Below are 14652 nucleotides of genomic sequence, written 5' to 3' on the forward strand. Positions count from 1 at the left end.
AAAATATTAGTTAGATTTTTTTAGGATATAAGGTTTTTAGAATATAAAATTGTAGTAAAAATATCTAATGAACAATATTCAATTTCCTGAATTTATATCTAGCTTATCTACCGACTTTGTGCCAATTGTACAAAGTGAATTTTCTAAAGAAGATTACGTTGATATTGACTTATCAGAAAATAACGAAGCACTTAATCATATAGATGTAACTTCATCTTTAGCATTTGAGCATTATATTACAGCTTATTTGAGCAATAATAAAGCAAAGGTGGCTTATGGTGGATATAATGAAAATAGAGGCATCTATAGAAGAAGCACACATTTTAATCAACAAGATCCGGAAACAGAAAGAAATATTCATTTAGGCTTAGATCTTTGGTGTGCAGCTGGTACCTCTGTACATACACCATTAGATGGAGTAATACATAGTTTTAAAAACAATAATAATTTTGGAGATTATGGACCAACGATAATTTTGACTCATACGTTTAATGAAACTACTTTTTATACTTTATATGGACATTTAACATTAGAGTCGATTTCTAAAATCAAAATAGGGCAGGAGGTAAAAGCAGGAGAAAAAATTGCTATACTTGGTGACGCTACTGTAAATGGGGATTATGCCCCTCATTTACATTTCCAAATTATTAATGATATAGAAGAAAAATTTGGAGATTATCCCGGTGTGTCAAATAAAAGAGATTTAGATTTTTATCTCAAAAATTGTCCTGATCCAAATCTTTTATTAAAAATATAGTACTAAATACTAGATATCCTATTCTAAAGTATAGCTTATAACTAAAAAAGTGTTGGTTTTGCCAGCACTTTTTTAGTTATAATTGTAAGATGAAATCAATTCAAAATAATAGTTTCTACAGGAATATCAAGATTCTTAATAGGTCCTTGATTGTTATTAATATCAAGACTTAACAGGCTAATTGAAAAATCTTGACTATCAAAGAGAGTGATTTCCTCTAATGTAATAGTTACCTCTCCATCTGCAGGCATTTGAAATTTTATTGGAAAAGTAACTAAATCTGCAAATTTTTCTCCATCAATATTTTCAAAAACAGTAACTTGTTCTAACTGAGGTTGATTATAATTCTGGTCTAATAATTCTTGACCAGAACTATCAGTAACAGAATATCTCAAGGATATAGATGTACCTTCAATATTAGATTGCGGATTTACATCCAAAAAACCAAATAATTGCATGGTTACTTCAGAATTTGCCGGGGCAGTATATAAACCTGTATCTTGATTTAATGTAATAGGATCAGAAATAGCACTAAAATCTCTGGTTTCTGAAACAGAATTATCAGCTACAGATGTTACGATTACGCTTGCGTTTCCTGGGCTCACAGCTTTGGCAGAACCATTTTTCACTTCTATAATACTAGGATTTGTTGAGGTAAATATAAGATCTTGATTTGTTGCATCTATTGGTAATATTTTAGGGTATAAACCCTGTGATTGTCCTACAAATAAAGAGCGTGGATTTTCATAGTAAAAAATAAATTCTTTGATTGGTATTGGATTTTCTACCACACGTAACATTACAGTGTCTGTTAAATCTGGATTACTGGCAGAAGTTGTTGTAATAGCTACTGTTCCTATAGCAATTCCAGTTACATTACCCTCGCTATCGACAGTAGCAATACTAGTATCACTAGAGGTAAATACGAAATCCCGTGTATCATCTAATCTTCTATTAAAATCATTGATCTGAATTTTTTGCGTTGCTCCGATTAAAATAGACGATCGCCTTGGTTGTGTAGAAATAAATCGCTCGTTACTCATTCTTCTTTCAGTAACTGTGATTTCTATTGCTTTGGATATCTGTGGATCATCTACAGATGTTGCTGTTATAGTAACTACTCCTATTCCTTTTGTGTTTAAATAGCCAGATTCATCTACAATAGCTATTGATTCATCACTACTTGTCCAGTTAAGATCTACTGCATTTGCATTTACAGGGGAAAATATAGGAATTAATTGCGCCCAATCAGACGCAGGAAAACTTGCAGAAGTACCTCTATAAAAGGAAAAACCAGTTAATGCCACTTCATCAGAGCTAGGCAATGTAGTAAATTCAAAATCAAGTGCAGTAGATTTTTGATTAGTACTAATAGCTAAAAGGACTCCTTTGTAAAGAGTTTTAGGTTCTAGGTTTTCAAAGGTAAAAGAAGTGTTTTTAAGATTGCTTTCAATTAAATCTCCTTCTAAATAAACATTATAAGAAATTTCAGATCCGTCACTAATAGTAGCTGTATTCCAAGTTAGCGTTCCTTGTGTGCCTGTTATGTTGTTGACACTAATACCAGATACTTCTGGGGTTGGTGCATTAGGATTTGAGAACTGTTTTGTTTTGAAAGAGAATGATATTGGCGATAATTTGGCTATAGCTTTAGATTTTGTATTCTTGGGCAGTGCCTTTGGTACGATGCGACCAGAATATTCTGTATCTGCCTCTAATTTTGTTAATGTATAATCTGTATCCTTATTACTGTCTTTGATTTTGATGTCTTCTAAATAGATATCATATACGATAGTACTGTTGTCTGATGCAGAAACTGTCTCCCATTTTAAGTTTACTAGATTAAATGAAATGTCATTGTCTTCTGGTTGAATGATAACAGAATTTTGATCGTCAGCATCTTGAACGCCTGAGTCATCATCATTACAGCCCACAATTAGTAATATAAGTAGTAAAGTAATAGATTGAGTGATGTATTTCATATTGATAAGTTTTATATCCTAAATATTTTTTGAAAATAGATAGATTAAATTATGATCAGCATTATAGTAGTTTATTATTGGTTTCTTTAATCATAGAGGACTAATGCTTAAAAAATGAGGGGGTATGTTGAAAATAAGTTTCCTAACATTTATAAATGTTTGTAAAGAACAATTTTATATTGATTGTTTATAATTCAAATTTTATTCAAAAATTAAGGTGATTGTAAATAAAAACGCCTGAAGCATTGCTTCAGGCGTTTTTAAATTTTTTGTATTAAAATATAGTATTATTCATTAACAAGAACCCATTCTCCTTTTTCAATTAGAGGGATAGCTTGTTTGTATTTCAAAGTTTTATTTTCGCCACTCATTACATGTTTGATTGTGACTTTGTCATTTCTTCCAATCTTTGGTTGTTCTCTTACAATAGTTTCTGTGACTTGAGGACGCTGTTGTGTTTGCCCTACGGCTCTATTTTGCTCTGCACGCTCATCCATATTAGGGATTTCTTCTTTGGTAGTCTCCAAATTTTCTCTTCTGCGTACTTTTCGAGCTTCAGAAATATCTTGAGTATTTCCTGTCGGAAGTTCTCCCTTAAACAAGAAAGAAATTACATCTTTGTTAACATCTTCTATCATTGCTTTAAACAATTCGAAGGCTTCGAATTTATAAATTAGCAATGGATCTTTTTGTTCATGAACAGCTAATTGTACACTCTGTTTTAATTCATCCATCTTACGAAGATGCGTTTTCCAAGCATCGTCGATAATAGCAAGTGTTATATTTTTTTCAAAATCAGTAATTAACTGTTTACCTTCTGTTTGATATGCTTTTTCTAGATTGGTTGCAACATTAAGGCTTTTTACACCATCTGTAAAAGGCACTAAAATTCTTTCGTAATTGCTAGCAGGATCTTCGTATACTTGTTTAATAACAGGAAAAGCAGTTTCTGCATTACGTTTCATTTTATCCTGATAATGCTCATATGCAGCTTTGTAAACTTCTCCTGCAATTTTTTGAACATCTTTTTTCTCAAAATCTTCTACAGTAACTGGACTACTCATAGAGAAGTAACGGATTAATTCGAATTCAAAATTCTTAAAATCCTGAGCCAGTTTATTAGATTCTGTGATAACTTCTACAGTATCATATATCATATTGGCAATATCAACACGCAGTCTCTCTCCAAATAAAGCATGATAACGTCTCTTATAAACAACTTCACGTTGCGCATTCATTACATCATCATATTCTAGTAGTCGTTTACGAACTCCAAAGTTGTTTTCTTCAACTTTTTTCTGAGCTCTTTCTATAGATTTGGAAATCATAGAATGTTGTATTACTTCTCCTTCTTTCAATCCCATTCTATCCATCATTTTTGCGATTCGTTCCGAACCAAAAAGACGCATAAGGTTATCTTCTAAAGATACATAGAATTGTGAACTTCCCGGATCTCCCTGTCGACCAGCACGACCACGTAACTGCCTATCTACACGACGCGAATCATGACGTTCTGTACCTACAATAGCGAGACCTCCGGCAGCCTTAACTTCGTCTGATAATTTAATATCAGTACCACGACCTGCCATATTGGTTGCTATAGTTACCATTCCGGTGTTACCTGCTTCTGCAACAATATCTGCTTCTTTTTTATGAAGTTTAGCATTCAAAACGTTATGAGGAATCTTTCTTATGGTAAGCATTCGACTTAAAAGTTCTGAAATTTCTACCGAAGTAGTACCAATTAGAACAGGTCTTCCTGCTTTTGATAACTCGGTAACCTCTTCTATAACAGCGTTATATTTTTCACGCTTAGTTTTGTAAACCAAATCTTCTCTGTCATGTCTTGCAATAGGTCGGTTTGTTGGAATTTCAACAACATCTAGTTTATAGATTTCCCAAAGTTCTCCCGCCTCTGTCACAGCAGTACCGGTCATACCTGATAACTTGCCATACATACGGAAATAATTTTGCAATGTTACAGTTGCAAAAGTTTGTGTAGCATCTTCGATCTTTACATTTTCTTTTGCTTCTATTGCTTGATGTAATCCATCACTGTATCGACGACCATCCATGATACGTCCTGTTTGCTCGTCAACTATTTTTACTTTATTATCGATAACTACATATTCTACATCTTTTTCAAATAAAGAATACGCTTTTAATAATTGGCGTAAGGTGTGAATTCGTTCACTTTTTATACTATAATCTCTAAAGAGTTCTTCTTTCTTTTCTGCTTCTTCCTCTTTGGATAACTCTAGTTTTTCAATTTTAGCGATTTCCATACCTATTTGTGGCAGAACAAAGAAATCAGGATCATCTTTACCAGAAAGGTACTCTACACCCTTGTCGGTAAGATCAATTTGATTATTTTTTTCTTCTATAACGTAGTATAAATCAGCATCAATTTTATGCATTTCGCGGTTATTATCCTGCATATAGAAGTTTTCTGTTTTTTGAAGTAGCTGTTTTACTCCTTCTTCACTTAAAAACTTAATAAGTGCTTTGTTTTTTGGTATACCGCGATACACTTGTAATAATTTGAATCCTCCCTCTTTATTATCTCCTTCTTTGATTAATTTCTTGGCTTCTGCAAGTACAGTGGTAAGGTATTTTTGTTGTACAGAAACTACATCAGAAATTTTAGGCTTCAGCATATCAAATTCATGTATGTCACCTTTAGGAATTGGGCCCGAAATAATTAGAGGTGTTCTGGCATCATCTATCAATACAGAGTCTACTTCATCTATAATTGCATAATTGTGCTTTTTTTGTACAAGGTCTTCAGGTGCATGAGACATATTATCACGCAAGTAATCAAAACCAAATTCGTTATTTGTACCATAAGTAATATCAGCATTATATGCAGCTCTTCGCTCTTCTGAATTAGGCCTATGATTATCGATACAATCTACGGTAAGCCCATGAAATTGAAATAAAGGTGCCATCCACTCGCTATCTCGACGTGCCAGATAATCATTTACAGTTACAAGATGTACTCCATTACCAGATAAGGCGTTAAGATATACAGGTAGTGTGGCAACCAGAGTTTTACCTTCACCTGTTTGCATTTCTGCAATTTTACCTTGATGTAAGGAAATACCACCTATAAGTTGTACATCATAGTGTACCATATCCCATTTTACTTCTTTACCCGCAGCATCCCAACTCGTAGACCATATTGCTTGATCATTATCTAATGTTATATAATCTTTTGAGCCTGAGAGCTCACGATCATAAGCAGATGCAGTTACTGTTATAGTATCATTATTAGCGAATCGTTTTGCTGTCTCTTTTACCACTGCAAACGCTTCGGGAAGTATTTCTTCTAATGTCTTTTCTGTAATAGAATACGCTTCGTCTTTTAGTTTATCAATCTCACCATAGATATCTTCTTTTTGATCGATATCGTCGGTGTTATTAGCCTCTTCATTAAGTTTATCTATTTTGGTATTAATTTCGGCACGAGCGTCATTAATTTTATTCTTAAACTCAATGGTTTTATTACGTAACTCGTCATCAGACAGTTTTTCTAAAGTCTTTTCGGCTTTTTTGATGAGTTCAACTTTGGGTTGAATCTCTTTGATATCCTTTTTGGATTTATCTCCGACAAAGACTTTGAGTACAGAATCTAGAATTCCCATAATTTATGGTATGTGTTTAAATGAGATGTTGGTTTCAAAAAAACTAACTTAAATGACAAGGTAAATATTGTCAAGATTACGTTAATTGTTATTGTAAATGAAGCCAAAGCTTTCTCGAGACCTCATTTTAAGGTCTGTATTATACAATTGTTTTTTATTATAAATTGATCAAAAGCTTACCAATTTACACAAAAAAAAGCCTCTTTCGAGACTTTCTACTATTTCTTCGTTTTGTTAGTATTCATCCTCATTCCAAAGATAATCTTCGTCTGTAGGATAATCAGGCCAAATTTCCTCTATAGAATCATAAGAATCTCCTTCATCTTCAATAGCTTGTAAGTTTTCTACAACTTCTAGAGGTGCTCCTGTACGAATTGCATAATCGATCAATTCGTCTTTTGTAGCAGGCCAAGGCGCATCGCTCAAATATGATGCTAGTTCTAAAGTCCAATACATATTTCTTACTGGTTTATTTTTTGCAAAAATAATTTTTTAGTTTAAAAAGTCAAGTAAAAAATTAATTATTTAAACAATAATTATAAGAACGTAATCGCAAAAAGAGTTTTGTTAATGATTTAACAGTTTATTTGGAATCAACTTTTTGAAGGAATCCATTTTATCTCTTCTGCTTTTAGATCATGTGACAACTTTCGTGCCAGCACAAAAAGATAGTCAGATAGTCTATTTAAATACTGTAACGTAGATGCTTCAAAGGGTTCTAAATCGTATAAGGCGGTTGCTAAACGTTCAGCTCTTCTACATACGCATCGAGTTATATGACAGAATGACACAGTTTGATGACCGCCTGGTAAAACAAAATGCGTCATTGGAGGTAATGCATCATTCATAGTATCGATCTCTTTTTCTAGCAATTCGATATGATCGTTACTGATTGTGGCAATATTTAACCTTTTTTGACCGCTTTTTAAAATTGCTTTTTCAGGATCTGTCGCCAAAACAGCACCAACTGTAAAGAGTTTGTCTTGAATATTCATCAAAATATCTTTATGATGTTGATCAATGTCTTGATCTCTAATAAGGCCAATATAAGAGTTGAGTTCATCAACAGTGCCATAGCTGTCTATTCTAATATGATGTTTTGGTACTCTTGTACCTCCAAATAAAGCTGTGGTACCTTTATCACCTGTTTTTGTATATATTTTCATTAAAAATTCGTTTTTGACTCCTTATTTTTTGTCTTTCTTTTTCAAGTAATTTTTTCTGAAATTTCGCTGATCCCGATGATACAATTTGTTTTTATTGCGTTTGTTATTCCATGATACCAAAAAGAACAACACAGCAATTATAATGATAAGTATGATAAGCTGTATTTCTTCAGAAAGCGCATCGAGCATAATAAATTTCTTTTAGGGTAAAATTAGAAAAATTATTATTGAAGTCGTCTTGACTTTTTGTTTTTAACCGAAAATGAGATAAAATTTGTACAGATGAGGCTCTTTTTGAAGTGTATAGTTGCGATAAAGACAAAAAAGTAACGATATATGGGCAGATTTTAACCGTTTTTTAGGAAATAGAAAAAGTCAGGGTGACTTCATTGTTCCTTTATTTTTAAGATGATAAGTTAACGCAACTTAAATATTAATTCTTAAGAATCAGGAAGAAAAAACTACTTTAATCAAAAAAGTTTACTGTAGGTTTTTAACAAATTAAAAAACCTTAAATTTGTAGTGTGATGGAATTTTCTTCAAAATTATTAGAAAATGCGGTGTATGAGATGTCTCAATTGCCCGGGATAGGAAAACGAACTGCATTACGACTGGTTTTACATTTATTAAGACAGCCAAAAAACCAAACGGCACAATTGGTTAACGCATTAGAAACTTTGCGTGAGGATATTAAGTTTTGTAGTAATTGTCATAGTATTAGCGATACAGAAATATGTGATATCTGTAGCAATCCGGCTCGTAATAAAAATATAATTTGTGTTGTCGAAGATATACGTGATGTGATGGCTATAGAAAGTACAGGACAATACAGAGGATTGTATCATGTACTGGGAGGAAAAATAAGTCCACTTGATGGAATAGGCCCACAAGAACTTACGATTAATTCTCTAGTAGAAAAAGTAAAATCAGGTAAAGTAGAAGAATTAATATTTGCGCTCAGTGCAACTATGGAAGGCGATACCACTAATTTTTATATTTATAAACAATTAGAAGGGATTGAAGTAAAAACCTCTACCATAGCAAGAGGAATTGGAGTAAATGATGAACTCGAATATGCTGATGAAGTTACTTTGGGGAGAAGTATTCTTAATAGAATTCCATTTGAAAATGCATTGAAGAGTTCGTAGTTTTTGATGTGTAATTACTATTGAATAATTACATAGAAAATGCTTTTAAATAAATTTTAATAAAGAAAAAATAATTAAAAAGTATAATTTTAATTAAATTCGCAAAAAACATAATATTTAAACACTTTTTATTAAGGATATGGCAAAATTTGAGCTTAAACTTCCAAAAATGGGTGAGAGTGTTGCAGAGGCAACAATTACAACTTGGTTAAAAGAAGTTGGAGATACTATCGAGATTGATGATGCGATTGTAGAGATTGCAACAGACAAAGTCGATAGTGAGGTGCCTAGTGAGGTAGAAGGTGTCTTGGTTGAAAAACTTTTTGATGTTGATGATGTAGTACAAGTAGGACAAGCAATTGCTGTGATAGAGACTGATGGTGAAAGTGCAGATGTGGTGAATGAAGAATCATCGGTAGTAGAAGCAGAAACAGCTCCCGAAGAAGCAAAAATTTTAGAAACAGAAATAGAAGAGACCGTAGTTTCTACCTCTGGAAAAACTATAGATTTCTCAGAAGGAAGCAAATTTTATTCTCCATTGGTTAAGAATATAGCTTCTGCTGAAGGAGTATCTTTAGAAACACTAGAAACTATTCCGGGAACAGGAAAAGACGGTCGTGTTACTAAAAATGATATTCTGAAATATGTTGAGAACCGTAATAATGGTACTGTTCAGGAAACAGTTCAGACAACCAAAAAAGAAGTAGCGCAACCCGAAAAAGTTGCTCCTGTTGCCAAAAAAGAAGAAGTTTCAAAAGCAACACCTATTACTGCATCTGGAGAAGATGAAATCATAGAGATGACTCGTATGGGGAAACTTATTTCTCATCATATGATTGATTCTGTGCAAACGTCTGCTCATGTGCAATCTTTTATAGAAGCAGATGTTACTAATATTTGGAACTGGAGAAAGAAAGTAAAAGCTGATTTTATGAAGAGAGAAGGAGAAAATCTTACATTCACTCCAATCTTTATGGAAGCTGTTGCCAAAGCAATAAAAGATTTTCCTATGATTAATATTTCTGTTTCCGGAGATACTATCATCAAAAAGAAAAATATTAATCTTGGTATGGCTGCCGCTCTACCTGACGGAAATTTAATTGTTCCTGTTATCAAAAATGCAGATCAGTTAAATTTGGTAGGAATGACAAAATCTGTAAATGATCTTGCAAATCGTGCCAGAAACAACCAGTTAAAACCTGATGATATTCAAGGTGGGACGTATACTGTAACCAATGTTGGTACATTTGGTAGTATTATGGGAACACCTATTATTAATCAACCACAGGTAGGGATTTTAGCACTTGGAGCTATTAGAAAAGTTCCTGCAGTAATTGAAACTCCAGATGGCGATTTTATAGGTATCCGATATAAAATGTTCTTATCTCATTCTTATGATCACAGAGTTGTAAATGGAGCACTTGGAGGACAATTTGTACAGCGAGTAAAAGACTATTTGGAAGCTTTTGATGTAAATCGAGGATTTTAAAAGAAACTAAATATTAAATTATAGAAGCCATGATAGAAGTATCGTGGCTTTTTATTTTACTTATATTTTAACCTGATAATCATCGAGGTTTAAATAATACCTCCTAAGCTTCTTAAAAGTTTAAAATATATTAGTTTGATGATAGTACTTCATAAGTTTTACCCCTTGAAAGAATTAACTTTTTCAAAAAACACTATCTCTTTTTCTAGATGCTTTATTATGATTAACATCTATTGTCTCTAATTCATCATTAACAATTAGATCATAAGTATACTTTGATTCTACATCAGACAAAGGGATAAGAATCAACATTTGTACTGTATCATTGGGAGGTATTTTTTTTATAATAGGCCTTTGTGCGCTTCTTCGATAGCCAGTAGGATTTACCTTCAAAAATACGCTTTTGCTAGTGTTTGTATTATTTTGAACGTATAAAACAGTGCGCTTTTTTTGCTTTTTCTCTATTAATACTACTTCTTTTTGTTGTGCATAAGAAAAATATGAAATCATTAACAGTATTGCCCACAGTACCCTTTTCATTATTGTATGATTTTCGTTTTTATAAAGATAACCCAATAATTATTAGCGATGATAAAATGATCAAAAAAGCTTACTAGAAGATGACAATTTTCAAAATATTTCTTCTAGCAAGCTATTCTATAATTTATGAATTATTTACTTTTTAGATTTTGTATGTTTTTGATGCCCAGGTTCATAAATGAGTCTTAAAAAACTACTTAATCTTTCGTTTTCTCTGCTGATTGGTATTCCGGTAACTATACCGATCAGCAAATTTTCTGCTATTGCTACTCTCATTTGTGGTCTAATAACCATATCAAAATTATTTTTTTCTATGGCTTTATTTACCTCAATACCAATAAAATTTTTTGTGCCAGAAATCATGTAATGAATGTTACTATTGATTTGCCAACTTGTATCTGTTGTATTGCTTTCAAAATGATGAGAAATTGCAGGTCCTGTATATAATAATGAATGAAAATTATTTCCTAAGCGTTTTGCTGTTATAAAAAATGGATTATATACATTACCTTGTATTAGTGTTTGATCATCATAGAATCTAAATTCTGCAAGTTCAAATTCATGTATGTATCCTAAAGCCATACTCATTCCATATTTTTTGGATACATAAAAAGAATATTGTGCAGCCAATTTTAAGCTATTTAAATTGTTCCCTGGAGCAGCTCCATTATGATTTGAGGGATAAAAAGAAAATGGTAGTTCTACTTCTAGACCTAATCTGTCAGCAGGAGCCCATTCATATTCAATTAATGCAGAGTATTCATCATAATCGCTATTATCTGTAAGTCCTAAGCCTATATTCCATTCTTTTTCACCTTTACGAGCTCCAAGGTCACGAATCAAATCAATGAATAAAGGTTCTGCATGTAGTACCTTTTCTGGTTCGTTTTGGTTTTTATTTTCTTTGTTATTTAAACTGTTATTTTCAATGTTTTGTTCACTTTTTTGAGCAAAAGAATTCGTAAGGCATATCAATACAAAGATTGATGTCCTTATAATATTTATAGTCATTTTAATTTGTTTTTTGAAAAGATATTTTGAATAAAGCCTTGCTCGGATATCTTTGTGAAATCCGAATGCAAAGAATACTGTAAAAACAAATTAAACTTCTGGTGGAGGGAAATCTACTTCTTGATAAATCAGATATAGGTGATCTAAGTAGAATGAATTTTTAGGTTTTTTAATACTGCGAAAAGAAAAAAGATTTTCTGTCTCGCAAAGATTAATGATAAAATGATCAATTGTTTTATGCTGTTTTAGCATACTTTGCTTTTCACTATCACTTTCTTCATATTCTGGTATAGCATGTTCATATCCTAAAATCTTTTCTACAAAAATCTCAATAATACTCTCTTGGTCATTGAAATTTAAATTTTCAGGAACAGCATCTGATACAATATCAGGAGCATCAACACATATATTAAGCATATAGAAAGCCATAAGGCTCCAGAAAAATTTGAGATATTTACTTTTCTTTATGTGCAAATACATGTGATTAAATATACCATTAATTTCTTATCATGGATTATGGTAAATATGAATATTATCTTAATTTTTAATTAACTGAATCACTAATATGACATGTGTTTTTTGATCATCCCCTAAATAAGAAGAAGCGATCTTTCATGTTTTCTATTTCAGCATTTTTATTGGTAATAATATAGTCAATTGCCTCAGAAGTAAAGTTTTTACCCTTCTTGGTCAAAGATACGATGTCATTATCGATGGTAATCATGTTGTTTTTGAGTGCTAGATTCAAAACAGATTTTGATTGTACTTTTTGCCAGTTGATGTGTTCATTAAGATGCTTTACATGGCGCTCTTTTTCGTCTTCGTGATTACCTAAGTGAAGTAAAAAAGTAAGAAGTGATACTTCTATACGTTGCTGTTTTTGTCGGTACAAAACCGAAAATAACCCTTTGTTGGGAGCAAAGAGATAGACAATTAAAAAGATTAATCCAAGTACTGTTGTCATAGACCCAGAAATTGAAGAGTCTAAAAGATTAGCCGTCCAATATCCTACAATAGCACTTATAACGCCAAATAAAATAGCAAGAATAAGCATTTTTTTAAGGTTGTTTGTAAGTAGATAAGCAGTTGCGGCAGGGGCTATCATTAATGCAATAACTAGGATAGCACCAACTGCATCAAATGCACCTACAGTAGTAATTGAGGAAACAGTCATTAGCCCATAATGCATTACTACAGGAGATAAACCTAATGCTGAGGCAAGACCTGCATCAAAAGTACTTACCTTAAGTTCTTTAAAAAAAGAAAAAAGAAGGATAATAGTTATTAATAGTATAATACTAATGACCCAAAGTGATTTTGGTCCTATATCAGTATTGTACATCATAAGTCTATCAAACGGAGCAAAAGCGAGTTCTCCTAATAGTACGGCATCTATATCGAGATGTACATCATTTGCATTCTGCGCTATGAGAATAATCCCAATACTAAACAAAGAGGGAAATACAAGTCCAATTGCAGTATCCTCTTTGACGAGGCCTGTTTTTTGTATAAATTCCACTAGTACAACTGTAAGTACTCCACTTACTGCTGCTAAAATGATTAAGAGAGGAGATGATAGGTCTTGTGTAATGAAAAATCCTATAACAATCCCCGGTAATATCGAATGACTTATAGCGTCTGTAATCAAAGCCATTTTACGTAAAACCAAAAAGGTACCGGGAATGGCGCATGCAATGGCTACCAAACTTGCGATAAGCTGTATTTCTATCTGTGCGCTACTCATCTTTGCTATTTGTTAATTGATTATAGAGATTAGCGGCTGTTTTGTACCCTATTTCAGTCATAGACCACATGTTACCATCTATTTTGACATAATTTTTATCTTCTAGTTCTTGTAAGGATTTTTTGGTAAACCCTTGAAAATTATTTAAGATTCGTATGGCATGGGGATGTGTGATGTTTTCATGAGTACTCGCAATATCGTACATAAAGGATAGTGTTTTATGTAATTTTAAATCACGTCTATTTTTTCTAAATCTAATTTCTCTAAAAAGTAATCCTCTTTGAGGAGAAAAAATAAAGGAAAATAATACAAATACTCCTGCTACCAAAACTATCACAGGTCCTGTTGATAGGTTATTATAGCTGGCACTTATAGCGGTACCGAATACTCCTGATAATGCTCCAAATAATGCTGCTAAAATTACCATAACTGAGAGGCTGTTTGTCCATTGTCTTGCAGCTGCTGCCGGAGCTAATAGCATTGCGCTCATTAATACAACTCCTACAGTTTGTAACCCCAATACTATTGCTATAACAATAAATGTAGTGATTAAAATATCCAAAAATTTGGTGTTAAAGCCAAGTGTTTTTGTGTAATCCGAATCGAATAGTAAAAGTTTAAGTTCTTTCCAGAAAATTAGTAAAATAAGTAAACTTATACTTGTTACGATGACCATAATCCAAACGTCGTTTTCTAATAATGTTGCTGCTTGACCAAATAAATAGCTCTCTAATCCTGCTTGATTAGCATTGGGTCTTTTTTGAATGTAGGTAAGGAGCAACATTCCGAAACCAAAAAAGAGTGACAAGATCAGGCCTAGAGCTGTATCAGATTTAAGGTGGGTTTTGCGAATGATCCCTCTAATCCAAAAAGTGCCGACCAAACCACTTATTAAAGCACCTATCAAAAAAACAGAGCTGTTTTTTGTTCCAATAATCAAAAAAGCAATAGCAATACCCGGTAATGAAGCATGTGAAATAGCGTCGCCAAGTAAACTTTGTTTTCGTAATACGGCAAAACTACCCAACATTCCGCAAATAGCACCAAGAACTGCTGTTCCTAATGTTATTGTACGTAATGTGTAATCCGTAAAAACAAGCTCTATATATTCTTTTAGATTCATTTTCTATTAATGATAAAGGATATAGTTTTGGTCCCTTAGTTATAAGAT

12 protein-coding genes are annotated in these 14652 nt (G+C 32.5%); 3 read left to right on the forward strand and 9 right to left on the reverse strand.

Annotated elements, in window-relative coordinates; all coding sequences use genetic code 11:
• The first annotated feature begins 67 nt into the window (after nt 1-67).
• Complete coding sequence (locus tag FHK87_RS17405; RefSeq protein WP_140595039.1) at nt 68-757, forward strand: peptidoglycan DD-metalloendopeptidase family protein; 690 nt, start codon at nt 68-70, stop codon at nt 755-757.
• A 95-nt stretch (nt 758-852) separates the two neighbouring features.
• Here FHK87_RS17405 and FHK87_RS17410 read toward each other — a convergent pair whose 3' ends face one another.
• The 4 genes from FHK87_RS17410 to FHK87_RS17425 all read right to left on the reverse strand — a co-directional run bounded on the left by FHK87_RS17410 (nt 853) and on the right by FHK87_RS17425 (nt 7549).
• Nucleotides 853-2739, reverse strand: coding sequence for an Ig-like domain-containing protein (locus FHK87_RS17410; RefSeq protein ID WP_140595040.1), 1887 nt, complete (start codon nt 2737-2739; stop codon nt 853-855).
• Between the two features lie 287 nt (nt 2740-3026).
• Nucleotides 3027-6383: a preprotein translocase subunit SecA gene (gene secA, locus FHK87_RS17415; RefSeq protein WP_140595041.1), complete on the reverse strand. Its 3357-nt coding sequence runs from the start codon at nt 6381-6383 to the stop codon at nt 3027-3029.
• Nucleotides 6384-6617: 234 nt separating this feature from the next.
• Complete coding sequence (locus FHK87_RS17420) at nt 6618-6839, reverse strand: DUF2795 domain-containing protein (protein WP_008272287.1); 222 nt, start codon at nt 6837-6839, stop codon at nt 6618-6620.
• A gap of 137 nt (nt 6840-6976) precedes the next feature.
• Nucleotides 6977-7549: a cob(I)yrinic acid a,c-diamide adenosyltransferase gene (locus FHK87_RS17425; RefSeq protein WP_140595042.1), complete on the reverse strand. Its 573-nt coding sequence runs from the start codon at nt 7547-7549 to the stop codon at nt 6977-6979.
• 527 nt (nt 7550-8076) lie between these two features.
• Between FHK87_RS17425 and recR the strand changes: the two genes are divergently transcribed.
• A complete protein-coding gene (recR, locus tag FHK87_RS17430; RefSeq protein WP_140595043.1) occupies nt 8077-8697 on the forward strand; it encodes a recombination mediator RecR in 621 nt (206 codons plus the stop codon).
• A 139-nt stretch (nt 8698-8836) separates the two neighbouring features.
• Nucleotides 8837-10186, forward strand: a complete 1350-nt coding sequence (locus FHK87_RS17435; protein WP_140595044.1) for a dihydrolipoamide acetyltransferase family protein — start codon at nt 8837-8839, stop codon at nt 10184-10186.
• A 183-nt stretch (nt 10187-10369) separates the two neighbouring features.
• On the opposite strand, the gene FHK87_RS17440 is transcribed toward FHK87_RS17435, so the two are convergent.
• The 5 genes from FHK87_RS17440 to FHK87_RS17460 all read right to left on the reverse strand — a co-directional run bounded on the left by FHK87_RS17440 (nt 10370) and on the right by FHK87_RS17460 (nt 14604).
• Nucleotides 10370-10726 (reverse strand): hypothetical protein, encoded by a 357-nt coding sequence (locus FHK87_RS17440; protein WP_140595045.1) that lies wholly within the window; start codon nt 10724-10726, stop codon nt 10370-10372.
• Nucleotides 10727-10861: 135 nt separating this feature from the next.
• A complete protein-coding gene (locus FHK87_RS17445) occupies nt 10862-11731 on the reverse strand; it encodes an HAEPLYID family protein (RefSeq protein WP_394344935.1) in 870 nt (289 codons plus the stop codon).
• 96 nt (nt 11732-11827) lie between these two features.
• A complete protein-coding gene (locus tag FHK87_RS17450; protein ID WP_226294305.1) occupies nt 11828-12217 on the reverse strand; it encodes a hypothetical protein in 390 nt (129 codons plus the stop codon).
• A 103-nt stretch (nt 12218-12320) separates the two neighbouring features.
• Nucleotides 12321-13481: a metal ABC transporter permease gene (locus FHK87_RS17455; RefSeq protein WP_140595048.1), complete on the reverse strand. Its 1161-nt coding sequence runs from the start codon at nt 13479-13481 to the stop codon at nt 12321-12323.
• Complete coding sequence (locus tag FHK87_RS17460) at nt 13474-14604, reverse strand: metal ABC transporter permease (protein WP_140595049.1); 1131 nt, start codon at nt 14602-14604, stop codon at nt 13474-13476. The genes FHK87_RS17455 and FHK87_RS17460 overlap by 8 nt, the downstream gene beginning before the upstream one ends.
• Nucleotides 14605-14652: the final 48 nt, after the last annotated feature.

The organism is Aquimarina algicola, assembly GCF_006443095.1.
Lineage (GTDB): Bacteria > Bacteroidota > Bacteroidia > Flavobacteriales > Flavobacteriaceae > Aquimarina > Aquimarina algicola.

What these genes read in the sequence shown, in the direction of transcription:
- FHK87_RS17405 (WP_140595039.1), top strand. Translation starts at nt 68, where the DNA reads ATGAACAATATTCAATTTCCTGAATTTATATCTAGCTTATCTACCGAC.
- FHK87_RS17410 (WP_140595040.1), bottom strand. Translation starts at nt 2,739, where the DNA reads ATGAAATACATCACTCAATCTATTACTTTACTACTTATATTACTAATT.
- secA (WP_140595041.1), bottom strand. Translation starts at nt 6,383, where the DNA reads ATGGGAATTCTAGATTCTGTACTCAAAGTCTTTGTCGGAGATAAATCC.
- FHK87_RS17420 (WP_008272287.1), bottom strand. Translation starts at nt 6,839, where the DNA reads ATGTATTGGACTTTAGAACTAGCATCATATTTGAGCGATGCGCCTTGG.
- FHK87_RS17425 (WP_140595042.1), bottom strand. Translation starts at nt 7,549, where the DNA reads ATGAAAATATATACAAAAACAGGTGATAAAGGTACCACAGCTTTATTT.
- recR (WP_140595043.1), top strand. Translation starts at nt 8,077, where the DNA reads ATGGAATTTTCTTCAAAATTATTAGAAAATGCGGTGTATGAGATGTCT.
- FHK87_RS17435 (WP_140595044.1), top strand. Translation starts at nt 8,837, where the DNA reads ATGGCAAAATTTGAGCTTAAACTTCCAAAAATGGGTGAGAGTGTTGCA.
- FHK87_RS17440 (WP_140595045.1), bottom strand. Translation starts at nt 10,726, where the DNA reads ATGAAAAGGGTACTGTGGGCAATACTGTTAATGATTTCATATTTTTCT.
- FHK87_RS17450 (WP_226294305.1), bottom strand. Translation starts at nt 12,217, where the DNA reads ATGTATTTGCACATAAAGAAAAGTAAATATCTCAAATTTTTCTGGAGC.
- FHK87_RS17455 (WP_140595048.1), bottom strand. Translation starts at nt 13,481, where the DNA reads ATGAGTAGCGCACAGATAGAAATACAGCTTATCGCAAGTTTGGTAGCC.
- FHK87_RS17460 (WP_140595049.1), bottom strand. Translation starts at nt 14,604, where the DNA reads ATGAATCTAAAAGAATATATAGAGCTTGTTTTTACGGATTACACATTA.